This window comes from Delftia sp. PX-1 (assembly GCF_055797465.1).
Map to the genome: position 1 here is coordinate 921,300 of NZ_CP184763.1, position 26,026 is coordinate 947,325.

Genomic DNA, 26,026 nt, shown 5'->3' on the forward strand with positions numbered 1-26,026 from the left:
GATTTCTTTTAATCTGACCTTGTTTGTAAGAAAGATCCTATGCAACGACGCCATTTCCTTGCTTCCATCGCCGCTTCTTCTGTCGTTCCTGGAATGTCCTTCGCCCAGGAAACCACCCGTCCCCTGCGCATCGTCGTTCCGTTCCCTGCTGGTGGCTCCACCGACATGGTCCCGCGCAACATGCAGGACGTGCTGCCCAAGTTGCTGGGCGGCCAGGCGGTGGTGATCGAGAACAAGGCCGGCGCCGGCGGCTCCATCGGCATGGCCGAAGTGGCACGTGCCACCGACGGCGTGACCTTCGGCATTGCCACGCTGTCCACCCATGGCGTGAACCCTGCCGTGTTCAAGAAGCTGCCCTATGACGCCATCAATGACTTCGTCGGCGTGACCGAGATCGTCAAGGCGCCCGGCGTGATCGTGATCAACCCCAAGCTGGTGCCTGCCAACAACTTTGCCGAGTTCGTGAAGTACCTGAAGGCCAACCCCGGCAAGGTCAGCTTCGCCACGCCCGGCAACGGCACCATCGGCCACATGTGGGGCGCCCAGTTCATGAAGAGCACGGGCACAGAGATGCAGCACATTCCCTACCGTGGTGCAGGCCCGGCCATCAACGACGTGCTCGGCGGCCAGGTGCCCGTGTACTTCGACCAGGTCGCGTCCTCGCTGCCCCACATCAAGGGCGGCAAGGTCAAGGCCCTGGCCGTGTCCTGGCATGAGCGCCTGGACGTGCTGCCCGATGTGCAGACCTACGCCGAAGCCGGCCACGCCGACCTGAACGATCCTTCCTGGTTCGGCCTCGTGGCCCCCAAGAGCACGCCGCCCGAGCAGATCGCCCGCGTGCAAAAGGCCATCGCGGCCGCGCTCAAGGACCCGGCCGTGCAAAAGCGCATGGCTGCCCAGGGCCTGTACATCTCCGGCACCAGCAGCGATGCTTTCACCAAGCAGATCGCCAGCGAAGTGGCCAAGATGAAGAAGATTGCCGCCACGGCCCAGATCCAGCTGGATTAAAGGCTCCCCCTGAGGCGCTTCGCGCCTTCCCCCTCTCTCGCTTCGCGGGAGGGGGACGACGCCCTCGCTGCGGGGCGGCCCTTGCTCGGCGTCCCTGGCCTGGGACGCGCCAGTTTCATGGCGGGCTGGCCGCAGCGCAGCGGTGCAATGCGTAACCGAGATAGACCACTTCCTCATGCATCCCGTCCTGCGACTGATCAGTCAGAACTTCCTGCAATCCCTGCCCGGCGCGGCAGGCTCCGGCGCGGCCGATGCCGCGCAGCCCATGGTGACCAGCGTGGCCGGCACCAGCGCCGTGGTGCTGGACTCGCCGCACAGCGGCACGGTCTACCCGCAGGACTTCGGCTCCTGCCTGCCGCTGGCCACGCTGCGCCAGGCCGAGGACACGCATGTGGAGAAGATCTATGCCTTTGCGCCAGGCATGGGCGTGGGCTGGGTGGAGGCGCATTTCCCGCGCATCTACCTGGATGCCAACCGCGACACCACCGAGATCGACACCACCATGATCGAAGGCGACTGGCCGCTGCCCGTCACCACCGACCAGGTCGTGCTGCAGAAGGTTCGCCTGGGCAAGGGCCTGATCTGGAAGTTCACCGACGAGGGCGTGCCCATCTACGACCGCCAGTTGCCGGCCTCCGAGCTGCTGCAGCGCATCGAGCGCTGCTGGAAGCCCTACCACGCCGCCGTGGAGCGCGCCATTGACGCCGCCCATGCGCGCCATGGCTACAGCATCCACATCAACTGCCATTCCATGCCTTCCGTCGCCGCCAGCCATGCCACGCTGCACCCGGGCCTGGTGCATGCCGACTTCGTCATCGGCGACCGCGACGGCAGCACGGCCAGCCCCGCGCTGTCCGAGCGCATCTGCGCCTTCCTGCGCGAGCGCGGCTACAGCGTGGACTACAACCATCCCTACAAGGGCGTGGAGCTGGTGCGCCGCTACGGCAAGCCTGCCGAGCACCGCCACAGCATCCAGATCGAGATCAACCGCAAGCTCTACATGAACGAGCAGACCCTGGAACTGGACCAGGCCGGCTACCTGCGCCTGACCACCGATCTGAAGGTCTTGGTCGAGCAGCTCATGGCCACCGACCCGCGCGCGCTCTGACCCGCGGCGGCTGAAATGAAAAAGGCCCGCGATCCTGTGATCGCGGGCCTTTTCGCATGGCATGCCCAACGGGTTCAGCAGGGTTTGAACGGCTTGCCCTCGAAGGCCTTGCCGCCCATGGCCTCGACCTGGCTGCGCAGTGCGGCCGTGGCCTGGGGCAGGCGCAGGGTGTAGAGCGTGATGTCGGGGCGCTCCTGCACCACGCGGGCCGTGCGCACGCCCTGGCGCGCGAAGTTGGTCAGCTCGCGCGTGGCCGCTTCCTCGGTGGAAAAGCGGCCCAGCGACAGGCCCGGCTCCAGCGCACCGCCCGCACGGTCGAAATCGATCTTGCGGGCGCGCAGTTCGGCGCGCTTGCGTTCCAGGAATTCGGCGTCGGGGAACTTGCCCATGTAGACCATCCAGCGGCCCGGCTGGTGCGTGCTGCTCAGATCCCATTGGTCGCTGGCGACCTGGGCGATGAGGCCGCGGCGCAGCGCCTCGGCATGGCGGTCTTCGATGCCCGTGGCCACCAGGCAGCTGGTGGGCTGGCCTGCAGCCTGGGCGGGCCTGGGTGCAGGGGCGGGCTCCTCGCCGCCTGCCGGGGTGGGGGCCGGCGCTGGCGTGGACGGGGCGGCGGCCGGTGAGGGCGTGGTGGATGCGTTGTCCACGCTCAGCAGGCTCAGCGCCTCGGGGCGCACCTGCTGGGCCAGGCGCTCGGGCTCGGTCGTGGACGGGGGGGCCAGGCCCAGGGCCTGGAGCTGGCCGTGGCTCCAGAGGTAGTAGCCGGCATTGGCCAGCACCAGCAGCAGAAAGGCAATTCGCAGCATGTCGTTTCTCGGCGGGCCTAGTGCATCAATCGCTCTAGCCTACAGCAGCCGGCCGCACGCTGATTTCCGAGCTGGTGATGACCTGCAGGCCGCGCGCCGTGCGCACCAGCAGCGCGCCATCGCGGCCCACGCCTTCGGCCATGCCGCTTTCGCCGTCGCTGAGATTGACGGCGCGCCCGCGCAGCAGGTCGCGCTGTGCAAAGCGGTCCACCAGCGGCGCAAAGCCCTGGGCGGCAAAGGCCTGGATGTCGGACACCAGTCCCGGCAGCACGCAGGCCAGGGCGGTGGGCGCGTCCAGGCGCTCGTCCAGTTCCAGCAGGCTGGCCGGCGGCGTGCGCATGCCGTCGCCGGGGCGGGGGCGCACATTCAGGCCGATGCCCACGACCACGTAGCGCGGCGTGCCGGGCTCATGCGCGGCGCTGCCGACAAAGCTGGCGGTCTCGATCAGGATGCCGCCGAGCTTGCGGTCGCCGTCGATCCACAGGTCGTTGGGCCATTTGAGGCCGATGCGCGGGCGCTGCGAGCCCGGGGCGGGCAATTGCGGCTGCAGGCTTTGCGCCACGCTCAGGCCCACGGCCAGCGACAGGCCGGACCAGTCGGCAGGCGCCAGCGGCATGCCCAGCGAGAAGGTCAGCGAATCGCCCACGCCGCTGGTCCACTGGCGGCCCAGCCGGCCCCGGCCGGCGGTCTGCACTTCGGTCACCAGCAGCACGGGTTCGTTGCGGCCATCGCGGGCGCGTGCCATCAGCTCGGTATTGGTCGAGCCGATGCTGGGCACGATCTCCACGGAAAAGCCCGGCAGTTGCGGCTCGATGGCCTGCCACAGCGACTCCGCAGGCCAGTGGATGGGGGACGAAGCCATCATGCGCCCGCCTTTGTCGAGGATGTGCCGGATTTCTTCTTCGGCTTTTGGGTGGGTTTGCCCAAAGGCTTTGGCGCTTGGGCCTGCTGTTTTTGGGGCCGCTTTGCCTTTTCAGACTTTTCCGATTTCGGCTTTGCGCCGGCCGGCAACGCATCGCCGGGCATGGGCGGACGCCAGCCGCGCTTGGGCGCCAGCAGCGTGCCGCGGCAGGTGGCCGCACCGCACCAGCAGGGATACTCGGCCTTCAGCTTCCTGGTGTAGGGTTCGTCGATGATCAGGCCGTAGTCGTAGCTCAGCTCCTCGCCGGCGGCGATGTTGCGCAGTGCGACGATGAAGATGCGGCCATCGCGCTCGTCGGTGTAGCAGTTGGGCGCGCAGCTGTGGTTGATCCAGCGCGAGGAATTGCCGCCGTAGTTGGCATCGATCACGCGGTCTTCGTCGATGTGGAAGTAGAAGGTATGGTTGGGCTGGCTGGGGTCGTGCGGGTGCCTGTCCTGGGCTTCCTGCCAGCTGACGATTTCCCCTACGTACTCGACAAGGACCTCGCCTTCGGCAAGATCCTGCACGGCGAAGACGCCCTTGCCATGGACACCCGAGCGGCGGGTCTGGATACGGCGGCCGCCGGAAGGGGCCAAAGCTGTGCGGGGCATGTTTTCTCTGATAACTTGAATAGGCACACATGCGCGTGCGCGTACACGTACGTACACGCGTGAGCCATGGATTGTAGAAGCGCAGGCATGCGACATGCAGCTCCTGCGGGGAATGACGAGTACACACAATGACAAAGACCCTGGTGATTGCTGAGAAGCCTTCGGTCGCGCAGGACATCGTCCGCGCGTTGACTCCGGTGGCGGGCAAATTCGACAAGCACGATGAATACTTCGAGAGCGAGCACTACGTCGTGACCAGCGCCGTGGGCCACCTGGTGGAAATCCAGGCGCCCGAGGAATTCGACGTCAAGCGCGGCAAATGGAGTTTTGCCAACCTGCCGGTGATTCCGCCGTATTTCGACCTCAAGCCCGTGGACAAGACCAAGAGCCGGCTCAATGCCGTGGTCAAGCTGGCCAAGCGCAAGGACGTCACCGAACTCATCAACGCCTGCGACGCGGGCCGCGAGGGTGAGCTGATCTTCCGCCTGATCGAGCAGTACGCTGCAGGTGCCAAGCCGGACGGCAAGGGCCTGGGCAAGCCGGTCAAGCGCCTGTGGCTGCAGTCCATGACGCCGCAGGCCATCCGCGACGGCTTCCAGAACCTGCGCAGCGACAGCCAGATGCAGGGCCTTGCCAGCGCGGCGCGCAGCCGCTCCGAGGCCGACTGGCTGGTGGGCATCAACGGCACGCGCGCCATGACGGCCTTCAATTCGCGCGACGGCGGCTTCTTCCTGACCACCGTGGGCCGCGTGCAGACGCCCACGCTGTCCCTGGTGGTGGAGCGCGAGGAAAAGATCCGCAAGTTCGTCAGCCGCGACTACTGGGAAGTGCATGCCGCCTTCGACGCGCAGGCCGGCCAGTACCTGGGCAAGTGGTTCGATCCCCAATGGAAGAAGAGCGAGGATGCGGAAGCCCGCGCCGACCGCATCTGGAACCAGCGCGACGCCCAGGCCATCGCCGACGCCGTGCGCGGCAAGCCGGCCCAGGTCACCGAGGAGTCCAAGCCCACGTCCCAGGCCAGCCCGCTGCTGTTCGACCTGACCAGCCTGCAGCGCGAGGCCAACGGCAAGTTCGGCTTCTCGGCCAAGACCACGCTGGCGCTGGCGCAAAGCCTGTACGAGCGCCACAAGGCCCTGACCTACCCGCGTACCGACTCGCGCGCCCTGCCCGAGGACTACGTGCCCGTGGCGCACCAGACCTTCGCCATGCTGGCCGGCAGCGGCATGCGCCACCTGGCGCCCTTTGCCCAGCAGGCGCTGGACGAGAACTATGTGCGCCCGACCAAGCGCATCTTCGACAACAGCAAGGTGTCGGATCACTTTGCCATCATCCCGACCACGCAGGCGCCCAGCGGCCTGTCCGAGGCCGAGCAAAAGCTCTATGACCTCGTCGTGCGCCGCTTCATGGCCGTGTTCTTCCCGAGTGCCGAGCACCAGGTGACCACGCGCATCAGCAAGGTCGAGCAGCACAGCTTCAAGACCGAAGGCAAGATCCTGGTCAAGCCCGGTTGGCTGGCCATCTACGGCAAGGAGGCCGCCAACGAGGTCGAAGGCGGCAAGGACGGCGACAAGGGCCAGCCCCTGGTCGCGGTGCAGCCCGGCGAGCAGCCGCGCGCTGGCCAGGTCGATCCCAAGGGCCTCAAGACCAAGCCGCCCGCGCGCTACTCCGAAGCCACGCTGCTGGGCGCCATGGAAAGCGCGGGCAAGCAGGTGGAGGACGACGAGCTGCGCGAGGCCATGCAGGAAAAGGGCCTGGGCACGCCTGCCACGCGCGCGGCCATCATCGAAGGCCTGCTGACCGAAAAGTACATGCTGCGCGAAGGCCGCGAGCTGATTCCCACGGCCAAGGCCTTCCAGCTCATGACCCTGCTGCGCGGCCTGGGCGTGGAAGAACTCTCGCGCGCCGACCTCACCGGCGAATGGGAGTACAAGCTGGCGCAGATGGAAAAGGGCCAGCTCTCGCGCGATGCCTTCATGCAGCAGATCCAGGCCATGACGGAAAAGCTGGTCAAGAAGGCCAAGGAATACGACCGAGACACCGTGCCCGGCGACTACGCCACCCTGTCCACGCCTTGCCCCAACTGCGGCGGCGTGGTCAAGGAGAACTACCGCCGCTACGGCTGCACGGGCAGCGACGGCCAGGGCGCGGGCTGCGGCTTCTCGTTCACCAAGTCGCCTGCAGGCCGCACCTTCGAGACGGCCGAGGCCGAGCAACTGCTGCGCGACCGCCGCCTGGGCCCGCTGGACGGCTTTCGCTCCAAGGCAGGCTGGCCCTTCGTGGCCGAAGTCACCATCGTGCGCGATGAGGAAGGCGGCAACTACAAGCTCGAGTTCGACTTTGGCGACGACGCCGCCTCCGAAGACACGGGCGAGCTGGTGGACTTTGCCAGCCAGCAATCGCTGGGCCCCTGCCCCAAGTGCGGCGCGCCCGTCTTCGAGCACGGCAGCAACTACGTCTGCGCCAAGGCCGTGCCCACGCTGGCCCAGGCCACGCCCAGCTGCGACTTCAAGAGCGGCCAGATCATCCTGCAGCAGCCCATAGAGCGCGAGCAGATGCAAAAGCTGCTGCAGACCGGCAAGACCGACCTGCTGGACAAGTTCGTCTCCAACCGCACGCGCCGCAGCTTCAAGGCCTTCCTGGTCTGGGATGGCGCGGCCGGCAAGGTCAACTTCGAGTTCGAGCAGCGCGACAGCAAATACCCGCCGCGCAAGACGGCGGCCGCCAAGAGCGCGCCGGCCAAGAAGGCGCCTGCCAAGAAGGCCGCGGCCAAGACCACGGCAAAGACGGCCACCAAGACCGCGCGCAAGCCGGCGGCCGGCACGCTGCAGCCCAGCGCGGCCCTGGCCGCCGTCATCGGCGAAGGCACGGTGGCGCGTACCGAAGTGGTCAAGAAGCTGTGGGAATACGTCAAGGCCCAGAACCTGCAGGACCCCAAGGACAAGCGCGTCATCCGCGCCGATGACAAGCTGCGGCCCGTCTTCGGCAAGGACAGCGTGAACATGTTCGAGCTGGCCGGCATCGTGGGGAAACATCTCACCCCCTGAGGCGCTTACGCGCCTTCCCCCTCTCTACTCGCTCCGCGAGGGAGGGGGACGACACCCTCGGTGCGGGGCGGCGCGGCCGGCTTAGGCCCTTCTTCGGTGTCCCTGGCTTTGGGGCGCGCCAGTTTTGAGGGCAGTGTTTGAGCTCTACACCAGCGGGTCGCCGGCCTGACATGGGGGCAACACATGCTTGGGCTAATCTAGCGGGCATGGATACCGAAATGCTCACCCCGGCAGCGGCTGCCGCCGCTGCTTCCTCCCCGGCGCCCTCGCGCTCCATCCGCCTGGACGGCGCCTCCAACTTCCGAGACCTCGGTGGCTACGCGGGCCTGGATGGCCGGCGCGTGCGCTGGCGCACGCTGTTCCGTGCCGACCACCTGGCCGGCCTCAGCGCAGCGGACCTGGACGTGCTGCAGGGCCTGAAGCTCGCGCGCAGCGCGGACTTCCGGGGCAAGATGGAAAGCGCCCACCTGGCCTACGAATGGCCGGGCATTGCCCGCCATGCGCTCATCGTCGAGCCCACCGTGGTGCAGCGCGCCAGTGCCCTGATCGCCGCAGGCAACGACCTCACGGCCGCCCATGCCGAGGAGCTGATGCAGGACACCTACCGCAGCTTCGTGCACGCCTACGCACCGCGCTTTGCACAGTTGTTCCAGCTGCTGCTGGACAGCCAGGATCCGCTGGTCTTCCACTGCACGGCCGGCAAGGACCGCACGGGCTGGGCTGCCGCCTTGCTGCTCACCGCGCTGGGCGTGGACGAGGACACCGTGATGCAGGACTACCTGCTGACCAACCAGCTCTACCAGCGGCCCGCCACCACCTTCGCCCCCATGCCAGCCGAAGTGATGGATGTGCTGTGGCGCGTGCAGGCCTCCTACCTTGCGGCCGCCACCGACATGGTGCGGGCCGACTTCGGGGGGATGGAAGGGTATCTGCGGGATGCGCTGGGCATCGACAGTGCGGCACGCGAGCGGCTGGCCGCGCTTTACCTCGAAGGGTGATTACGTTCGCTCACGGGGCGGCAGGGTGGCGCGGCTAACATGGGCTGTGCCGGTCGGTTGCGCCGGAGTTCAAGGAGATTGCGATGAAATACGGCATGCGTGAGCTGGCCGCGATGGTGCTGGTGGCCCTGAGTGTGGGGCTGGCTGGTTGTGCGGGCGGGGTGCCTGGGGATGTTGCGGGGAGCCAGGCGTCCAGTGCCAGTGGGGTGACGGTGTTTGGGACTGTGGATGCCAATGTGAGTCATACGCGGACTTCGCGGTGACTTGGTTTGTGCTTTGATTCTTTCGCCGGATTTGTCCCTGCCGGGTGGTTGTTTTTCGAGGCCGGGTTTCGGCCCGGCGGCCGACCTACTTTCTTATCGCGCGATAAGAAAGTAGGCAAAGAAGCGCGCCCTGTACGTGTCAAGGACATGGGTAACAACTCAGCTCACAGACATGGGTAACACTTCAAGCTCACATAGTCCTTCTGGGGTCCTCGCACATCCTCTTCGTTGAAGCAGCCCAGTCGCACCGGCCCCAGATACACATCCCACTGGCCAGCGGCCACCTCCTGCATCCCGATCCACTGCCCCGCCAGCAGGTAGCCGATGTAGATCCGCAGCGCTCGCCAGTAAATCAAGCCGTTGTGGCTGACCCGAACCCTTTCCCAATGCTTCGGGTACTGCAGCTCGGGTAGCTTTGAGGGGTATGGCCTGGTCGAGTCGCTGTAATGCTGGGCCGGCATGCTTTGCTGCAAGGCCTCATGCGGGCGCTGCTGGTTGTAGTGCTCCACAAAGGCATCGAGCTGCATCTGCAATGCCGCTTTGTCCGCCGCAGGCTCTTTGCCCAGGGCATGCTTGAGCGTGCGGTGCATCCGCTCGTGGCGACCGTTTTGCTGTGGCTTGCCCCTCTCGATGCGCTCCGGCCTGATGCCCAGCCTTATCCACCATATCGCCAGGCGTGACAGGCCCGCCACGCCAGTAGTCGCGAACGGCGGACCGTTGTCACTGCGTATGCGCTCGGGCAGTCCGTATTGCCGAAACACCTGTTCGAAGCTGCGTTTGGCATCCTCGTAGTTGGGGCTGTCGTAGACATGCACGGCCAGCAAATAGCGGCTGGCGTGGTCCATGATGGTCAATGGATAGCACCAGTGACCATCGGCTGTCTTGAACTGGCCTTTGTAGTCTGCACTCCACACCCCATTGGGCTGCTTGCTCGTTCGCAAGGGCTGGGCCGTAGGCACCGAGCGTCTGCGTACACGCCTGCTGCAAACAAGCCCCTCAGCCTTCAGCACGTTGTAGATGGTGGTTTTGCTGGGTGTCTCCTGTGGGCCCCAACGCTGCAGGAGCAAAGCGTGCAGCTTCTTGGGCCCCATCTGGTGAAATAGCCCCCTGATTCCCCGGCCCCGTCCTATCGCTTATCTTTGAAGATAGGAACAGGACTGTGCATATGACTAGGCATACGGAGTCAATCGAGGTAGTCGTGAAGGACCAGCGCCGCAGGCGCTGGTCTCTCGCAGAGAAGGCGGCGCTGGTGCGCCGAACCTACGAACCAGGCATGAGCGTGTCATTGGTCGCTCGGCAGGAAGGCGTTTCGGCTGGACTGCTGTTCCAGTGGCGCAAGCTCGAACGCCAGGGGGCTTTGACCGCCGTCTCCGCTGGCGAGGCAGTCGTGCCCGCATCCGAACTGGCGGCTGCCCGCGCGGAAATCGCCAAGCTGCAGCGCGTGCTCGGCAAGAAAACCTTGGAGAACGAAATCCTCAAGGAAGCCGTGGAGTACGCCGCAGAAAAAAAGTGGATTGCGCGCTCGCCCTTGTTGCCCGGGGACGACCAGTGAAGACGGTCTGCAGGACGATGGGGCTGGCGCGCTCGCATGTGCGCGAGCTGCTTGGGCGCGGTGAAGACTGGACCGATGGCCGCAGCCATCGCACACCCAGCGACGATGCCGGGCTGCTCGCCGAACTGCGCCAGGAAATTGCCGACTTGCCCAGCTATGGCTACCGACGTGCCTGTGCCTTGGTGAACCGCCAGCGTGCGGCACGGGGCGCCCCGAGGGTCAACGCCAAACGCGTCTATCGCGTCATGGCACAAGCCGCTTTGCTGCTGCCCAAGGCGCCTCGCCGCCGCCAGTCCGCACGCACGCATGAGGGCCGTGTTGCGGTCTCGCGCAGCGACCTTCGATGGTGCTCCGATGGTCTGGAAATCAAGTGCGATTCAGGGCAGACCGTGACAGCCGCCTTCGCCAAGGACTGCTGCGACCGTGAGGTGCTGGCTTGGCGTGCATGGGAGGGCAAGGGACTGCCAGGCGAGCCGGTTCGCGAGATGCTCATCGAGGCCGTCGAACGCCGATTCGGCTCGGTCGAAGCGGTCCCGCAGGGCCAGGAGTTGGAGTTCCTCAGTGACAACGGCGGTGCCTACATCGCCTCCGAAACGAGGGCACTGGCACGCGCGCTGGGCCTGAAGCCCATCAACACGCCCGTCTGCAGCCCGCAGAGCAACGGCATGGCCGAGAGCTTCGTCAACACCTTCAAGCGCGACTATGTGGCGCGCATGGACCTAAGTGACGCGCAGACGGTACTGGCACAACTGCCAGCGGCCTTCGAGCACTTCAACGAGGTGCATCCGCATTCTTCGTTGAAAATGCGTTCGCCTCGGGAGTTCAGGCGGCAACAGGCTGCAGGGGCTGACCAAGTGCTTTATTGCGAATAGGGCGGGGTCGGGAATACGGGGGCAACATCACTGTGACCTTTGCTGCGTGCGCAGCTCAATGATGGCCCGGCGCTGTGCATAGCTGATCGCCTGATTGTTCCCGTGGGGCCTGCGACTGCGCTCTTGGAATCCATCCATGCCCAGTTGGCGGTATCGCTCAACCCACTTGTAGGCCGTCTTGCGGCTGATGCCGTAGCGCCTGCACAGCTCGCTCAGCGGCACGCCACTGCGCAGATGGTCGGCTATGAAGAGCAGTTTCTCGTCCATGGGTGCGCACTCCTTCCAGGGCATGGTGATCGCTCCTTGGCTGCTGTTGGCTCCAGCTGCCAAGCTTGGATCTGTTACCCATGTCCTTGTACTGATGTGTCACCTATGAGTGTGAGTCGTACCCCCCACTGCCCACGACCCTTCGCTTCGCTGCGGGCGACCTGCGTTGTGCGGGATGCGGGGTGCGCCGTGAAACTCGTTGCGCGCTGCGCGCTTCACTCAAACATCACGGCGAGCTAGACAACGAAGCAAGCCTGTCCTTCGGCAGGCTTGCCGCCCCGCATCCCGCCCAACGCAGGCGTGGGCAGAAGGGGGAGGCTGGCGACAGCCAACAGCCAACAGCCAGCCGGGTCAGGGCTGGATCGGCGTGATCACCACGCCGGTGCCTGCGGGGGCGTCTTCGCCGCCGGGCAGGGCGGGTGTGGCGGGGGTGGCTTCCTGCACTGCGCGCTGGTCCGTGGGGCCCAGCGTGCCCTGGGTGAGGGGGATGCTGGGGGCGGGCAGGGCGGGGGTGCTTTCTATGATTTCCTCGCCGGGCGACAGGCCCGGGCCGGGTGGCTCCGTGGGCTCGGGTGCGGGTTCAGGGGGCGGCGCCGGCTCCGGGGTGGCGGGTTGGCCGGGCTGGGCGGGCGGCTGCTGGTCGGGCCACCAGCCCTGCATGCGTTCGCGCAGGCGGCCGACCATGTCGGACCACCAGTGGCTTTGTTCGGGTGGCTCGAATCGGGCCTTGGCGTCGATGACGGGGCTGCGCAGGGCGCGGGACATGAAGTCTCCCACCATGGGCAGGGCGCTGCGCGAGCCCTGGCCCCAGCGGTCGCTGCGCAGGGTGATGCGCGCGTCGTTGAAGCCGGCCCAGGCGCCGGTGACGATTTCCGGGTGCATGAGGATGAACCAGCCATCGGCATTGCCCTGGGTGGTGCCGGTCTTGCCGGCCACGTCGGCGTGGATGCCGTAGCGCTGGCGCACGGCCACGGCCGTGCCTTTGTCCACCACGGCGCGCAGCATGTCCACCAGGGCGTAGGCGTGGTCTTCGTCCAGCGCGCGCTCGGGCTTGGGCGGGCTGAATTCGGCGATGACCTTGCCGTCGGCGTCCTCGATGCGCGTGACCATCATGGGTGGCAGCCAGCGGCCACCGTGGGCCAGGCTGGCATAGGCGTTGACCATCTCCAGCAGTGACACCGGGCTGCTGCCCAGGGCCAGGGCGGGAACCTCGTCCAGCGGGCTCTGGCGCACGCCCAGGGCGCGGGCCAGGCGTGCCACGCGGGCGGGGCCCACGGACTGCATGACTTCGGCGGTGATGGTGTTCTTGGAGTAGGCCAGGGCGTCGCGCAGCGTCATCTCGCGGCCCGTGGGGGGCGTGGCGTCGGTGGGACGCCAGACTTCGCCGCCGGGCAGCTTGATTTCCACGGGGCTGTCCACGCGCTTGTCGCCGGGGGTGGCGCCCTGCTGCAGCGCGGCGCCATAGACAAAGGGCTTGAAGGTGGAGCCGGGCTGGCGCCGTGCCTGCTGCACGTGGTCGTAGGCGTCCTGCGTGAAGTCGCGGCTGCCTACCCATGCCAGCACTTCGGAGGTGGCCGGGTTCAGCGCCACGAAGCCTGCCTGCACGCGGGTCTTGTCCTCGCGCAGCTGCTTCATGAAGGCCTTGTCGGCCAGCAGGGCCTTGAGGGTATCTTCCTCGCTGTCCTTGTCCGTTGCCTTGTCCTTGCCTTGGCTGTCCGCGCGTTTGCGCGCGGCACGCCAGGCGGGGGTCTCTCGCACGAGTTGCTGCACCAGCGGGTTGGAGGCGTTCCAGCCGTCGCGCTGGCTCCAGGCGCCATTGGCCACGCCCTGCAGCGTGCGCGTCTGGCGCGCCACGGCCTGGTTGGCCCAGTTCTGCAGGCGTGAGTCGATGGTGGTGTGCACCACCAGGCCATCGGTGTAGATGTTGTAGTCGTTGCGGTCGGCCCAGTCGATCAGCCACTTGCGCAGATGCTGCGCGAAGTGCGGCGCCATGCCCAGGGGCTCTTCCTGGCGCTCGAAGTTGATGCGCATGGGGCGCTTCTTGAGCTGGGCGAACTCGGCCTCCTGCAGCACGCCGCGCTTGACCATTTGCGACAGCACCGTGTTGCGGCGGTACAGCGCGCGGTCGGGGTTGAGCACGGGGTTGTAGTAGCTCGTGCCCTTGAGCATGCCCACCAGCGTGGCGCTTTCCAGCACCGTCAGCCGCGCGGCCGGTTTGTCGAAATAGGTGCGCGCCGCCATCTCTATGCCGAAGGCGTTGTAGAGGAAGGGCACGGTGTTCAGATAGGTCTCGAGGATCTCGTCCTTGGTGTAGAGCGCCTCGATCTTGAAGGCCGTGATCGCCTCCTTGAGCTTGCGGTTGAGCGTGGGCGCGCGGCCGATTTCGGTCGGGTACAGGTTGCGGGCGAGCTGCTGGGTGAGGGTGGAGCCGCCCTGCGGATCGCCGCGCAGCGTGTGCACCACCGAGCCCAGCGTGCGGCGCCAGTCCATGCCGTGGTGCTCGTAGAAGCGGTGGTCCTCGGTGGCGATCAGCGCCTTGATCACCGAGGGCGACATCTCGTCGAGCTTCACCCACTGCCGGTTGCTGCGCTTGAACTGCGCGAGCTGCTTGCCATCCGCGCTCATGATCTGGGCTGGCTGCTCCAGCTTGGCCTTGCGTATGTCGCGGATGCCGGGCGTGAACGGGATCAGGGCCAGCACATACAGCGCGAACAGCAGCGGCAGCGCAGCGGCGAACAGCAGCCATTCGCGTCGCGTGGGCCAGCGGTGCCACCAGGGCAGGGCCGCCACGCGCTGGCCGATGCGGCTGGCCAGCAGCCTTTGCCAGGCTGCGAGCACAGCGTCGGGCAGCTTCAAGTCATTGAAAGAAAAGCGCATATTGCAAGACGGCCCTGATGACAGGACATCAGGGCCGATAGGGCGGGACCATTCCGCGAAGGCTAGAGAATGCCCAAAAAAACGGCACCCCGCTCGCGCGGGGTGCCTTGCCTATGGGCCAAGCCCCGGTATTGTCGGGCTGGCGTGTACTGGCGGGAAGTGCTTATTTCTCCAGCCAGTCGGACAGCTCGTCCGCATGCTCCTGCTCCTGCTCCAGGATGGATTCGATCAGCCGGCGCGTGGTGGGGTCCTTGTCGCCGATCAGGTCGATCATCTGGCTGTAGGCCTCGATGGCCACGCGCTCGGCGATCAGGTTGGTGCGGATCATGGCCTTCAGGTCCGTCTCGCCGTTGTAGTCGGCATGGCTGCGCTGGGTCAGCGTCTGGGGGTTGAAGTCGGGCTCGCCGCCCAGCTGCACGATGCGCTGGGCCAGCTTGTCGGCGTGGGCCATTTCCTCGTTGGCATGGACCAGGAACTCGTCGGCGATGGCCGGCGAGGCCAGACCCACGGCGGTGAAGTGATGGCGCTTGTAGCGCATCACGCACACCAGCTCGGTGGCCAGCGAGTCATTGAGCAGCTTGATGATGTCCTCGCGCCAGGGCCCGAAATGCGGGGTCACGGCGCCATCGTCCAGGCTGCGCTTGGCAGCCTCCAGGGCCTTGGGGTCCAGCGCCAGGTGGCCGTTGCCGGGGTTGGATTTGGCTTGCTTCGTGGGGGTGCTGTTGGCGTTCATACAGGTGGTCTCTTCATCGTGGGACGGAAACTACGGCAGGCATGCGCCTATGCGGCTTGTAAACACCTGCCAGCGAAACGGGACCAGGCGGGCCGCTGTGCCCGCCTGTTGCCTTCCAAGGTAAGTTTTTGGCCGCCTGCTGTCTGTGAGACAAGTCCGCATCCCCATGCCCGGCCAGCGCGCCCCCGGGTGTCCCGGCGCTACCATGGATGCTCCACTTCAGGAGCATCCGCATGAATGACACCGCCGCCGCGCCCCGCTCGACCTACGACTTCGAGGCCACCTCCATCACGGGCCAGGCCGTCCCCCTGTCGGACTACCGTGGCAAGGTGCTGCTCATCGTCAACACCGCCAGCGCCTGCGGCTTCACGCCGCAGTACGCGGGACTGCAGGCGCTGCATGAGCAGTACGGCGAGCGCGGCCTGGTGGTGCTGGGCTTTCCGTGCAACCAGTTCGGTTCCCAGGAAAAGGGCAGCGAATCGGAAATCGCCAGTTTCTGCGACCTGAACTTTGGCGTGCGCTTTCCGCTCATGGGCAAGATCGACGTCAACGGCGCCAACGCCCACCCGCTGTACCGCTGGCTCACGGCCGAGGCGCCGGGCGTGCTGGGCACCAAGGCCATCAAGTGGAACTTCACCAAATTCCTCGTCGGCCGCGACGGCCAGGTCATCCGCCGCTATGCGCCGCAGGATGCGCCGGCCAAGCTGTCCACGGACATCGAGGCCGCGCTGGCGCTTTGATGCGCTGACCGCGCCTGTCCATCAGGGTTTCACGCAGGGCCGGCAGCGCGGGCCGGCCGCAAGCCATGGTTAGCATGCTCCTTGACATCACAACAAGGAGACAACACCCGTGAAAGCCTTCCGCCGCACCGCCCTCGCCCTGCTCACTGCCTGCACCCTGCCCATGATTGCTACCAGCGCCGCCGCCCAGGGCAAGCCCGTGGTCCAGTTCATCGCCACGGGCGGCACCATTGCCATGAAGATCGACCCGGTCAAGAACGCGCCCGTGCCCGCGATCTCGGGCGACGACCTGCTGGCCACCGTGCCCGACGTGGGCAAGTACGCGCGCATCCAGGTCAACAACCTGTCCAACGTGCCCTCCGACTACATGGACCCGGCCCGCTGGGTGCAGCTTACCCAGGCCGTACAGGCCGCGCTGGCCCGCCCTGAGGTGGCTGGCGCCATCGTCTCGCACGGCACGGACACGCTGGAGGAAACCGCCTTCTGGCTGGACCTGACCGTGCAGTCGTCCAAGCCCGTCGTGCTCATCGGCGCGCAGCGCAATGCCTCGGTGTCCGACTTCGACGGCCCGCGCAACCTGCTCAACGCCGTGCGCATCGCCGTGGACCCCAAGGCGCGCGACAAGGGCGCCATGCTGGCCATGAACAACCAGATCAACGCCGCGCGCTACGTCACCAAGACACACACGGCCAACGTGGAGACCTTCCGCTCGGGTGAATTCGGCTTTCTGGGCGAGGTCTACCCGGACCGCGTCAGCTTCGCCTCCGCCCCCGCGCGCCGCCAGCACCTGCCCATCCAGGCGCAGACCATGCCCGAGGTGGAAATCTTCCCCATGTACGGCGGTGCCAACGGCCAGGCCGTGCGCCAGGCGGTGGACCGTGGCGTCAAGGGCATCGTCATCGACGCCCTGGGCATGGGCAACATGAACGTCGCCATGCTCGATGCCGCCAAGTACGCCATCGGCAAGAACGTGCCCGTGGTCGTCAGCACGCGCGTGCACAACGGCCGCGTCATGCCCAGCTACGGCTTCGAGGGCGGCGGCAAGACCTCGTTCGAGGCCGGTGCCGTCATGGCCGACGACCTGCGCGCGCCCAAGGCGCGGATCCTGCTGATGCTGGCGCTGCAGTCCGGCGTGACGGGGCAGAAGGACCTGCAGGCGGTATTTGATCGATAGTTCGACCGACAGGCCGCCGCAACGCTGCCGCGCAGGCCCTGGCCTTGCGCGGCATTTCTGGCGGGGCACCGAGGTGGCACACTGGCAGCCCCATATGCCAACCAGGGCGCACCATGCAGGATGACGATCTCGAATACGTAGGCTTCTGGGCCCGCACCGGCGCCGCGCTGATCGACACCGTGATCCTGCTCGTGCTCATGCTGCCGGCCCTGATCTCCATCTACGGATGGGAATACCTGGATTCCGAAAAACTGTTGCACGGCCCGGCCGATTTCGTCATCTCCTGGGTGCTGCCTGCCATTGCCGTCGTCATCTTCTGGATCAAGAAACAGGCGACGCCGGGCAAGATGATCATCTCCGCCAGGATCGTGGACGCGCAGACCGGCGCGGACATGAGCACACGGCAGGCCGTCATTCGCTACCTGGCCTATTTCGTGTCCATCATCCCGCTGTGCCTGGGGCTGATCTGGGTGGCCTTTGACCCGCGCAAGCAAGGCTGGCACGACAAGATTGCGGGCACCGTGGTGGTCAGGCCCAAGCACCGGGGCGTGCAGCCGGTGAAGTTCCACTGATATCCACATCGCACTGCTCCAGCGCGCTGGCCGTTTGTGCCTCGGCCTGCTTCAACGCCTTCTGGCTGTCTGCCAGGTTGCGGGCAAGGCCCGCCCCGTGGCTCAATCCTCTTCCAACCCCGGCTCGTCCACCACGAAGCCCGAGCCGTCCTCGTCGCAGAACACGCATTGCTGCAAGAAGCTGTCCAGGCTGCGGGCGTGGAACCAGATCAGGCCCTGGTCTTCGTCGCAAAGCATGTCGGTCTGCTCGTCCACGCTGGCGGCGGCAAAGCCGCTCAGTTCCATTTCTTCGAGGAACTGCTCCAGGTCCTCGCAGCCTGCAAACAGCTCATGGTCCAGGCTGCCGATGCGGCCCTTGAAGGCGCCGTGCAGCACTTCCACGAAGGGGTTGCCGCCGGGGTCATGGCCAATGACCATGAAGTGCGCGGCAAACAGGTTCTCGCGCTGGTGGTCCTCCACGTCGTAGTGCTCCGAGCCTGCGCGGAAGTGGTGCAGGGTGCGCAGCCAAGCGTGGTTGTCGCCGGTCTCGTCGTCGGCCTGCAGGTAGTCCTCGCGGTCGGGCGCCGCTTCGAGCCGGTCGAAGTCCAGGCCGTTCTGCGTGATCAGGAACTGCGCGTAGGCGTCGGAGAAGCCTTGCGCGGCCTGGTATTCGCGCACCGCCTGGGCGTCGGGCAGGGCCAGGCCGAAGGGATTGGGAAAGCGCACTTGCATGGAACGGTCCTTGAAAAGGAGTGAACGGCGGCCACGCAGGCCGTGCCCGCAGGATGGTGCAGGCGTTGGGAGGCAGTTTGGTGACAGTTCTGTATTGAGCTGCAGAGCAGAGCAAAGCAGTGGCACGCAATGACTTCCCATATGTGCGTTGAACCCAGGCCTGCCTGCTCACAAATTGCACAGGTCTCAGACGTATCCGAAAGCACTCATGGAGGCAAGTACCCGTCCACCAGCGCTTGCACCACGTCCGCTTGCAGTACATCCCGCGTGCGCTTGATGGCCTCTCGCTCGCGCAGGCCGGCCATCCATCGCTTGAACGCGACGAAGGTTGCCGGGTGGACGGTATGCATGCGCGCCATGGCTCCATTGCTGGCGACGATGACGGCTGAAAACGGTGGCGCATCCAGCAGCACGTTGGCACGCCTGGCCTGGGCCACCCAGAAGTCTTCCTCGGCGTCGCTGAGTTTGATGGGGTGGGGATCGTCTGCCACACGTTCGCGACGGATGATGTCCACTTCAAAACCGTCTTTGTTGACGGCCGTGTAGAGCTGGCTTTTGCGCAGGCGGAACGTGCTGTCCACCTTCTTCAGTACGCCGAGCATGGAGCTGTCTACGCGGGCGAGTTGCGTGGCAAATTGCAGCCGCTTGCGGGTATCCCACAACAGGTCCATGTCGCGCGTGGCCAGGGCATCTGCCTGTAGCCGCAAGCCGGCTGCTGCCTCGTACGCGTAAAGCGCATGCGTTCCTACCACGCGAAAGTGCGGACTCAGCCCGGTGATCGACAGACGGTTGAGCAGCTCCACCACCAGCGGGTCCACCCTGCCTACGCGCAGCGCACGATTCAGTCGCTGGTGCTGGGCCAATGCGGCCTTGAGCCCGGCCAAACGCTCGGCGCTTTCCCGTTTGCGCTGCATGAAGCGTTCATAGATGGCTTCGGTTTCCGGCGTGCGAAGACCGAGGCTGGTTTCGGCGCCCGCAGGCGTGGTGCGGATCAGGTAGCTGGATTGAGGAGACGACGCCGGACCCGCATGCCAATACATGCCACCGCGTACTTGAGCCCCTTCATCCCGGGCTTCTTCCAGGGCTTCGAAGGTGGATACGGCGTCTATGTACTGGCGGGCCGCTGATGGCTGGAGGTCTTGCATTTCGGTATTTTTTTGAGAATTTCTCTTTTATACCGAAATTCTTTTAAAAACAACAGCCTAAGAGATTTTGAAACGCTTCGGATCACGAAGAAACCACCAGCCTCGAATGCCCCACGCCACCGCCTTTCTCCACCCGCACCTGCACGGCGATGCGTTCCTTGAGCGCCTCCACGTGGCTGATGATGCCGATCATCTTGCCGCTGTCGTTGAGCCGGTCCAGCGCGGTGAGTGCGATCTCCAGCGTGTCGGCATCGAGCGTGCCGAAGCCTTCGTCGAGGAACAGGGAGTCGATGGAGGTCTTGTGGCTGACCAGGTCGGACAGCGCCAGGGCCAGGGCCAGACTGACGAGGAAGGCCTCGCCGCCCGATAGCGTGCGCGTGTCGCGCGGGGTGTCGCCCTGCCAGCTGTCGACGATGTCCAGTTCCAGCTCGCCCTCGGGCTTGCGGCGCAGCAGGTAGCGGCCGTGCAGGCGCGACAGGTGGAGGTTGGCCAGGTGCAGCAGGTGGTCCAGCGTGAGGCCTTGGGCAAAGCGCCGGTATTTGTCCCCCTTGGCCGAGCCGATGAGGCCGTCCAGGTGCTGCCACAGCTCGCTGTCGCTGGCCTGGGCCGCAATGCGCTCGAACAGGGCCTGCTGGCCCTGGCGGCGGCGCTGGTCGTCGGCCAGCTGGGTGCGGACGCCGCCCAGTTGTTCGCTGAGTGCGTTGCGGCGTTCCTCCAGCGTTTGCAGGCGGGCCTGGATTTCTTCGGGCGCCGCCTCGGTCAGGGCCTGGGCCTGCAGTTGCGCGTGCTCGCGCTGTGCGGCTTCGAGCAGGGTGGCAGCGCGCTGTTGTGCCGCCTGCAGTTGCTGGCGCAGCGCGACCAGGCGCTGGCGTTCGGGTGCGGGCAGCAGGGCCTGCAGGTAGGCGGGTTCGTCGGCAAAGGGGCTGGTGCTCAGGGCGGCCTGCCATGCGGATTCGGCCTTGGCCGCTTCCTCGCGCTGGCGGGCCAGCGTGGCCTGGGCCTGTTGCTGCTGGCCTTGCAGGGCATCCTGCTGCCGCGTGAGAGCGGCGATGTCGCTGGCGCATTCGGCCAGGGCCTGCGGCAGCTGTTCCAGGGGCGGCAAGGGCAGGGAAGGCGGCTCTGCCACAGCCGTATCGACGGGATGGTGCTGCGCCGTTCTCTGCACCTCGCACTGTGCCTCCCACTGTGTTTCCGACTGCTTTTTCCAGCGCTGCGCATCGGCCTCGGCCGCCTCGCATTCCTTGCGCTGCAAGGCCATCGATTGGGCCAGTTGCTGCAGGTCGTGCCGGGCCTGCTGCCAGTGCTGCCATTCGGCTTCGCGCGCTTCAAGCCAGGGCTGGGCGTCGTCGGGCAGGGTGTGGCCGGCCTCGCCGAGCGAAGCCTGCAACTGCGCGTTCAGCGCCTGGGCTTCGGCCTGCAGGCCGGCGATGGATTGCTGCAGTTCTTCGCGGCGTGCGCTGTGGTCGGCCAGGGCCTGCTGCTGCAGCGCAAGCTGGCCTTGCGCGGTCTGCAGTGTCTGGCGGCTGTGCTGGGCGGCGTCCTTGGCCTGTTGCACGGCCTGCTCGCCTTGCTCGGCGGCCTGCACGGCGCGCTTGAGCGTGTCCAGCTGCCGGGCGCAGGCCTGGGCCGATGCGGCGAGGGTGTCGGCCTGTTGCCAACTGTCTGGCGCGAGTTGCAGGGGTTGCGTGAGGCCCTGCCATGTGTCGTTCCATGTGTCGTGCCAGCGTGCGATGTCCTGTTCCAGTTCGTCGGCCTGGCGCTGGCGCGCCGCCTGCGCGGCCGTGGTGGCGGCCAGCGTGGCGCGGGCGGTTTCGCCCTGGGTTTGCAGGGCGTCGAGTTCCTCCTGCTTGCGGCGCAGCGCGGCTTCGGTGGCCGAGGCGTCCAGCGCTTCGTAGGCGGCCACGGCCGGGTGCTCTTGCGCGCCGCACAGCGGGCAGGGCTGGCCGGGCTGCAGGGCGTGGCGGTGCTCGGACAGGCTTTGGATGCGCTGCTCCTGGGCCAGCAGCTTTTGCTTGTCGCGGACCTGTTCTCGCACGTCTATGTAGCGCGTGCGCAGGGCTTGCCAGGTGTCCGTCTGCTGCTGCGCCAGTGCTGTGCCTTCGCGCAATTCCCGGGCCAGTGTCTGTTGCTGGCGCGCAAGTTCGCGGCGCTGCGCGGCCTGGGTTTCTGCCTGGCGCCACAGGTGCAGGCGGTCCTGCTCTGCCTGCTCGCGCGCGCGCAGCTCGGCCATGCCGCCGCTGCCTTGAAGGCGCTGCGCCTGTTCGTCCTGCGCGTGCTGGAGTGCGGCGCTGGCGCGGGCCTGGGCATCGGTGGCGGCTTGGACCTGGGCCGCGCCGGCTTCGACGCTTTGCGCCATGCGGGCCTGTTCGGCATCCAGCTTGCGCAGGGCCTGCTGCTGGTGGGCCGCCTGCTGTTGCTGGCTGGCGCGCAGCTTGAACTGCTGGCGCCAGCTGCCCAGGCGCTCGCCCAGCAGGGCATGGGCTGCATGGTGGGTGCAGAACTGTTCCAGCGTTTGGTGCTCGGCCTGCTGGCGGGCCAGGGTGTCTTGCGCAGCCTGGGCCAGGCGGGCGGACAGGGCCTGGGCATGGCGGTGCTGCAGCAGCAGGCGGGTCTGGGTCTGCTGTTCGTGCTCGCGCAGTTGCTGCAGTTGCTGGCGGCTGTCATCGCAGGCGGCGGTGCTGCGCTGCCAGGCCTGGTGCAGCGGCTGCAGCGCTTGAGCAGGCTCGTCGTTGGCCAGTCTTTCCAGTTCGGGCGTGGCCTGCTCCAGTGCCTGGGCGGCGTCTGCGCAGCCGGTGCGGGCGGACTGCAGTGTCTGGGTGGCCTGGGCCAGTTGCTGCTGCCATTGGTGCTGGGCCTGGGCGCGCAGGTAGTCGGCCTGCAGCGTGGCCTGCTCCGTCACCAGGCTGTCGGCCTGGGCATGCAGGGCATCGCGCGCCTCGGGCGTCAGCAACTCCACGCCATCGGCCTGGGCCTTGAGCTGGTCCAGGCGCTGGCGCGCATCGCGGGCGCGTTCGAAGACTTTCTGCGAGATGAGGCCGTAGATCTCGGTGCCTGTCAGCTCTTCCAGCAGGCCGGCGCGCTCATTGGCATTGGCTTGCAGAAAAGCCGCAAAGCCGCCCTGGGCCAGCAGCATGGACTTGGTGAAGCGATCGAAGTCCAGCCCCGTGATGGCGGCGGTCTGCTCCAGCTTGTCGCGCGTCTGGCTGCTGAGGATGCTGCCGTCGCCCCGGGCCAGTTCCACCTTGGGCGCCTGCAGCGCGCCATCCACCCTGTCGCGTGCGCGGCGCTGGCTCCAGAAGGCGCGGTAGACCTGTCCCTTGACCTCGAATTCGACCTCGGCCAGACAGTCGGCCGTGTGGCGCGTCATGAGGTCGTTGGCGGATGCCGAGATGGTCTTCAGGCGCGGTGTCTCGTGGTACAGCGCCAGGCAGATGGCATCGAGCAGGGTGGACTTGCCCGCGCCCGTGGCCCCGGTGATGGCGAACAGGCCGTTGCCCGCGAACGGTGCCTGCGTGAAGTCGATGCGCCATTCGCCCTTGAGCGAGTTGAGGTTCTTGAGCCGCAGCGTAAGGATCTTCATGCGCGGGCCTCCTCGCCGTGTTCGCCGGCGCCTGGGTGGGGCGCATCAAGCCCGGCCACCACCTCCTGGTAGCGCCGGGTGAGGGCCTGGGCCAGGCCAGGCTCCAGTGTTTCCAGCGCCAGGCGGCGCTCGAAGACGTCGGCGGGGCTGATCTCGTGCAGCGACTCGCCAGCGGCGGCGGCCATGCCGGCCACCGCCCGGCCGCGCTGGCGCCGCACGCGCAGCAGCTCCACCGGCAGCTCGTCGGCCATGGCCTGCACGCGGTCGGTGAGCTGGAGCAGGTAGTCGTCCTGCTCCACCACCACCTCCAACCACACGGGCCGTGCAGGGCTGCCGGCCTGGGCGGCGGCGCGCATCAGATCCGGCAAGGCGGTCAGGCTGCCTGCCACCGAGGCCATGGGCTGAAAGCAGGGAACGGGCAGCGGCGTGACGGCCTGCAGCCCTTCGGGGCCCAGGTCCACCAGCAGCATCTGCTTGGACTGGCGGGCCTCGTCAAAGCTCAGCGCAATGGGTGAGCCGCTGTAGCGGATGTGCTCCAGGCCGCCCACTTTCTGCGGCTGGTGGATGTGGCCCAGGGCCACGTAGTCGGCGGGTGGAAAGGCCGAAGTGGGAAACGCGTCCAGCGAGCCCACATAGATTTCGCGCACGGACTCGCTGCTGCTGGCGCCCACGGTGGTGAGGTGGCCCGTGGCGACGATGGGCAGGCGCTCGCCGCGTGTGGCGGCCAGCGCGTCACGGCGAGCGATGGCGGCGTCGTGCACGTTGCGGTAGCAGGCCTCGATGGCGGCCTGCAGCGCCTGCTGTTTTTGCTCGGCGCTTTGGCCCGCCTGGCTCAGCATCACGTCGCGCGGGCGCATGAAGGGCAGGGCGCAGACGATGCAGCCAGGCGCGGCAGGCTGGCCCGGCAGGCGCCGCAGCGGCAAGTCCACCACGTGGCTGGCCGTCTCGCCCACGGCGGCTACCACGGTGGTGTCCAGGCAGGCCAGCAGCTCGCGGCTTTCGGCCAGCGTGGCCACGGAGTCATGGTTGCCGCCCAGCAGCAGCAGGGCCACGCCCGCCGCGTGCAGGCGCACCACGAGCTGGCTGTACAGCTCGCGCGCATAGCTGGGCGGCGCGCCGGTGTCGAAGATATCGCCCGCGATGAGCACGGCATCCACCGCCTGGGCATCGACCTGCTCCAGCAGCCAGTCGATGAGCGCGGCATGCTCTGCCTGGCGGCTCTTGCCCATGAAGTGCTGGCCCAGATGCCAGTCGGAAGTGTGAAGAAGGCGCATGGTTTCGGTATCGCGGGGTCCAATGTCCGCCGGCTCTGGCGGGGGCGACAGTATGGTCGCTGGCGCGCATGGGTGACAGCAGGACGGCTTGCCGCAGCTAACATCCCGGTTCGCATCAACCAAGGAGACACAGGCATGTTCAGCCACGTCATGGTCGGGGTCAACGACCTCGAAAAATCCAAGCAGTTCTACGACGCATTCCTGGGCGCGCTCGGCATTGCGCCGGGCATGGCCAACAAGAACCGCTATTTCTACCGCAGCGCGGGCGGCACGTTTGCCATTTCCACACCGATCAACGGCGAGGCCGCCTGCCACGGCAATGGCGCGACCATCGGCTTTGCGACGCAGTCGCCCGAGCAGGCCGACGCGGCCCATGCCGCCGCCGTGGCAGCCGGGGGCGTGACCTGCGAGGATCCGCCCGGCTGGCGCGAGGCTTCGCCCGGTGGCCGGCTGTACTTGGCCTATGTGCGGGATCTGGATGGCAACAAGCTGTGCCTGTTGCATCGGCCGCCGAAGGCCTAAGTTTCTGACCGTGCCGGACGGTGTTTTTTCGGGGCTGGAGCCCTGACGTCGAAACGCCAAAATGCAAATAGCCGATGTGCCATAGCTGCACTCGGCTGTTTTTATTGCGATTGGCCAACGTGGTGCCGCGCCAGAACAATCACCATTGAAATGGCTTGAACTTGCATTTTGGGCAGTGCAATACCGTCTTGTCCCTGCCCTCCAGGAACAGCGCACCGCCCCGGAACTGGTTGATGCTCCAACTTCCACGGCTGCCATCGCTGAATGCGATTTCGCCGCTTGCATAGCAGGGCGACCAGTCTAGCGTGTAGTGTGCGTCGTTTTCGTTGGTGGTTTTTGCCTGTTGAAAATAACGGCGCACCTGGGAGATGGTCAGGACAAAGTTGGCGCAACTCACCGCTGGGTCTTTTTCGACGGGCGATTTGGCCGCGTTTTCCTGGATGGTGATCTGGCTGATCTTGGGAAGTATCAGTGGGCACAGTGGCGGCTCGAACTCTGAGCCTTTTGTGCATTGATTGGCGGCGGAGGCGGTGCTAGCCATAACAACTAGCAGGGGTAAGGTTAATAGTGATCTCACCATTTTGCTGAAATCGCTTCCGTAGGATTTTTTCTAGAGACTTCTGGGTGCCTGAAAACTTCGCTCATAGATATTCTTAGTGTCAGCGTTAATTCCGCGATAAGCCACTGTAGTGCATTGTTCTGCTCACTTGTAACGGCCTGATAAGTTTTCTTTTCGTCTGGTATGTTCCCGCCACGAGGAAGTGCTTCACCTACCAATTCAATGCCAATGCTGTCTTGGTTGGCCGGAAATCGTGCTGGAACCTTTTTCAGCATCTCGCGCTTGTTCTCTTGGGTTGGATTGAAGCGTTGTAACGATTTTAATTCAACTGGCGTGCATCGCTTTTCCAGTAAACAACGCGCTTTTATTTTGCCAATGTGCCATGTTTGTTTGTAAAGGGAAGCGGTTTGATATATTGTTCCATCTTTCTCTATCAGGAAATGTGCTCCATTTGCTGATGGGTTTTTGTAACTATCAATTGAAGACTGTGCTGTCGATCCTCCAGTTTGATGAACAATGATGCCATGAATTTCCTTCATTTCACCACGTTCAATGGTGGGTGCGATGGCTCGCTTTATAAGGGAGTGGATTGCTATTCCATTTCTATCAATTATTAGCATTTTAGTACCAATGATGTAGGCCTGCCGATGGCCCATGGGTGTTAATTTGGTATTTTGCTGGATATCGTAATTGCCGTTGATATGTTAGC

At 65.9% G+C, this 26,026-nt stretch carries 20 protein-coding genes and 2 pseudogenes; 9 read left to right on the forward strand and 13 right to left on the reverse strand.

Features of this window, described 5'->3' with window-relative positions; genetic code table 11:
• Positions 1-39: 39 nt before the first annotated feature.
• Together ACN20X_RS04265 and ACN20X_RS04270 are read left to right on the forward strand one after the other, a co-directional pair.
• Positions 40-1,008, forward strand: a complete 969-nt coding sequence (locus tag ACN20X_RS04265; protein WP_026062916.1) for a Bug family tripartite tricarboxylate transporter substrate binding protein — start codon at positions 40-42, stop codon at positions 1,006-1,008.
• 175 nt (positions 1,009-1,183) lie between these two features.
• A complete protein-coding gene (locus tag ACN20X_RS04270; RefSeq protein WP_047218928.1) occupies positions 1,184-2,116 on the forward strand; it encodes an N-formylglutamate amidohydrolase in 933 nt (310 codons plus the stop codon).
• Between the two features lie 74 nt (positions 2,117-2,190).
• On the opposite strand, the gene ACN20X_RS04275 is transcribed toward ACN20X_RS04270, so the two are convergent.
• Genes ACN20X_RS04275 through ACN20X_RS04285 form a run of 3 tightly spaced genes read right to left on the reverse strand, consistent with a single transcriptional unit; the run spans position 2,191 to position 4,434 of the window.
• On the reverse strand, positions 2,191-2,922 hold the full coding sequence (locus ACN20X_RS04275) for a hypothetical protein (RefSeq protein ID WP_047218929.1): 732 nt from the start codon (positions 2,920-2,922) through the stop codon (positions 2,191-2,193).
• Positions 2,923-2,956: 34 nt separating this feature from the next.
• Positions 2,957-3,787 (reverse strand): biotin--[acetyl-CoA-carboxylase] ligase, encoded by an 831-nt coding sequence (locus tag ACN20X_RS04280; RefSeq protein WP_473210311.1) that lies wholly within the window; start codon positions 3,785-3,787, stop codon positions 2,957-2,959.
• A complete protein-coding gene (locus tag ACN20X_RS04285) occupies positions 3,784-4,434 on the reverse strand; it encodes an SET domain-containing protein (protein ID WP_026062805.1) in 651 nt (216 codons plus the stop codon). The genes ACN20X_RS04280 and ACN20X_RS04285 overlap by 4 nt, the downstream gene beginning before the upstream one ends.
• Before the next feature lie 128 nt (positions 4,435-4,562).
• Between ACN20X_RS04285 and ACN20X_RS04290 the strand changes: the two genes are divergently transcribed.
• Both ACN20X_RS04290 and ACN20X_RS04295 read left to right on the forward strand, forming a co-directional pair.
• Positions 4,563-7,478 (forward strand): DNA topoisomerase III, encoded by a 2,916-nt coding sequence (locus tag ACN20X_RS04290; RefSeq protein ID WP_154836132.1) that lies wholly within the window; start codon positions 4,563-4,565, stop codon positions 7,476-7,478.
• 218 nt (positions 7,479-7,696) lie between these two features.
• Positions 7,697-8,476: a tyrosine-protein phosphatase gene (locus ACN20X_RS04295; RefSeq protein ID WP_016449410.1), complete on the forward strand. Its 780-nt coding sequence runs from the start codon at positions 7,697-7,699 to the stop codon at positions 8,474-8,476.
• A gap of 427 nt (positions 8,477-8,903) precedes the next feature.
• On the opposite strand, the pseudogene ACN20X_RS04300 reads toward ACN20X_RS04295, so the two are convergent.
• Positions 8,904-9,833 (reverse strand): annotated as a pseudogene (locus tag ACN20X_RS04300) (transposase); the annotation flags it as partial.
• Between the two features lie 71 nt (positions 9,834-9,904).
• On the opposite strand from ACN20X_RS04300, the gene ACN20X_RS04305 reads away from it, so the two are divergent.
• Positions 9,905-11,163 (forward strand): IS3 family transposase gene (locus ACN20X_RS04305; protein ID WP_232357001.1). Its coding sequence is split into 2 segments (ribosomal slippage): positions 9,905-10,235 and positions 10,235-11,163, totalling 1,260 coding nucleotides; the frame shifts between segments, so codons are not numbered across the junction.
• 30 nt (positions 11,164-11,193) lie between these two features.
• On the opposite strand, the pseudogene ACN20X_RS04310 reads toward ACN20X_RS04305, so the two are convergent.
• From ACN20X_RS04310 to ACN20X_RS04320, 3 genes and pseudogenes are all read right to left on the reverse strand, one after another.
• Positions 11,194-11,454, reverse strand: a pseudogene (locus tag ACN20X_RS04310) (helix-turn-helix domain-containing protein); the annotation flags it as partial.
• A gap of 327 nt (positions 11,455-11,781) precedes the next feature.
• Positions 11,782-14,307, reverse strand: coding sequence for a penicillin-binding protein 1A (locus ACN20X_RS04315; protein ID WP_473210312.1), 2,526 nt, complete (start codon positions 14,305-14,307; stop codon positions 11,782-11,784).
• Between the two features lie 163 nt (positions 14,308-14,470).
• Positions 14,471-15,040, reverse strand: a complete 570-nt coding sequence (locus tag ACN20X_RS04320) for a ferritin-like domain-containing protein (RefSeq protein ID WP_017405563.1) — start codon at positions 15,038-15,040, stop codon at positions 14,471-14,473.
• Positions 15,041-15,273: 233 nt separating this feature from the next.
• Here ACN20X_RS04320 and ACN20X_RS04325 point away from each other — a divergent pair, with 233 nt between their 5' ends.
• The 3 genes from ACN20X_RS04325 to ACN20X_RS04335 all read left to right on the forward strand — a co-directional run bounded on the left by ACN20X_RS04325 (position 15,274) and on the right by ACN20X_RS04335 (position 17,526).
• Entirely contained in the window at positions 15,274-15,780 is a 507-nt protein-coding gene (locus tag ACN20X_RS04325; protein WP_046988514.1) for a glutathione peroxidase, read from the forward strand.
• Between the two features lie 109 nt (positions 15,781-15,889).
• Positions 15,890-16,954, forward strand: a complete 1,065-nt coding sequence (locus ACN20X_RS04330) for an asparaginase (RefSeq protein ID WP_473210313.1) — start codon at positions 15,890-15,892, stop codon at positions 16,952-16,954.
• Positions 16,955-17,067: 113 nt separating this feature from the next.
• A complete protein-coding gene (locus ACN20X_RS04335) occupies positions 17,068-17,526 on the forward strand; it encodes an RDD family protein (protein ID WP_133074009.1) in 459 nt (152 codons plus the stop codon).
• Positions 17,527-17,628: 102 nt separating this feature from the next.
• Here the strand turns inward: ACN20X_RS04335 and ACN20X_RS04340 are convergent, their stop codons facing one another.
• The 4 genes from ACN20X_RS04340 to sbcD all read right to left on the reverse strand — a co-directional run bounded on the left by ACN20X_RS04340 (position 17,629) and on the right by sbcD (position 24,236).
• A complete protein-coding gene (locus ACN20X_RS04340; RefSeq protein WP_473210314.1) occupies positions 17,629-18,237 on the reverse strand; it encodes a hypothetical protein in 609 nt (202 codons plus the stop codon).
• Positions 18,238-18,443: 206 nt separating this feature from the next.
• Positions 18,444-19,382 (reverse strand): GSU2403 family nucleotidyltransferase fold protein, encoded by a 939-nt coding sequence (locus ACN20X_RS04345; RefSeq protein WP_473210315.1) that lies wholly within the window; start codon positions 19,380-19,382, stop codon positions 18,444-18,446.
• An 82-nt stretch (positions 19,383-19,464) separates the two neighbouring features.
• Positions 19,465-22,962, reverse strand: coding sequence for an SbcC/MukB-like Walker B domain-containing protein (locus tag ACN20X_RS04350; RefSeq protein WP_473210316.1), 3,498 nt, complete (start codon positions 22,960-22,962; stop codon positions 19,465-19,467).
• Complete coding sequence (gene sbcD, locus ACN20X_RS04355) at positions 22,959-24,236, reverse strand: exonuclease subunit SbcD (RefSeq protein WP_473210317.1); 1,278 nt, start codon at positions 24,234-24,236, stop codon at positions 22,959-22,961. The genes ACN20X_RS04350 and sbcD overlap by 4 nt, the downstream gene beginning before the upstream one ends.
• Before the next feature lie 135 nt (positions 24,237-24,371).
• Here sbcD and ACN20X_RS04360 point away from each other — a divergent pair, with 135 nt between their 5' ends.
• Positions 24,372-24,758: a VOC family protein gene (locus ACN20X_RS04360; RefSeq protein WP_012202828.1), complete on the forward strand. Its 387-nt coding sequence runs from the start codon at positions 24,372-24,374 to the stop codon at positions 24,756-24,758.
• A 139-nt stretch (positions 24,759-24,897) separates the two neighbouring features.
• Here ACN20X_RS04360 and ACN20X_RS04365 read toward each other — a convergent pair whose 3' ends face one another.
• Together ACN20X_RS04365 and ACN20X_RS04370 are read right to left on the reverse strand one after the other, a co-directional pair.
• Positions 24,898-25,299: a hypothetical protein gene (locus ACN20X_RS04365; RefSeq protein ID WP_016449868.1), complete on the reverse strand. Its 402-nt coding sequence runs from the start codon at positions 25,297-25,299 to the stop codon at positions 24,898-24,900.
• A gap of 32 nt (positions 25,300-25,331) precedes the next feature.
• The gene (locus tag ACN20X_RS04370) at positions 25,332-25,973 is read right to left on the reverse strand and encodes a peptidoglycan recognition protein family protein (RefSeq protein WP_016452080.1); all 642 of its coding nucleotides are present in this window, start codon (positions 25,971-25,973) and stop codon (positions 25,332-25,334) included.
• Between the last annotated feature and the right edge of the window lie 53 nt (positions 25,974-26,026).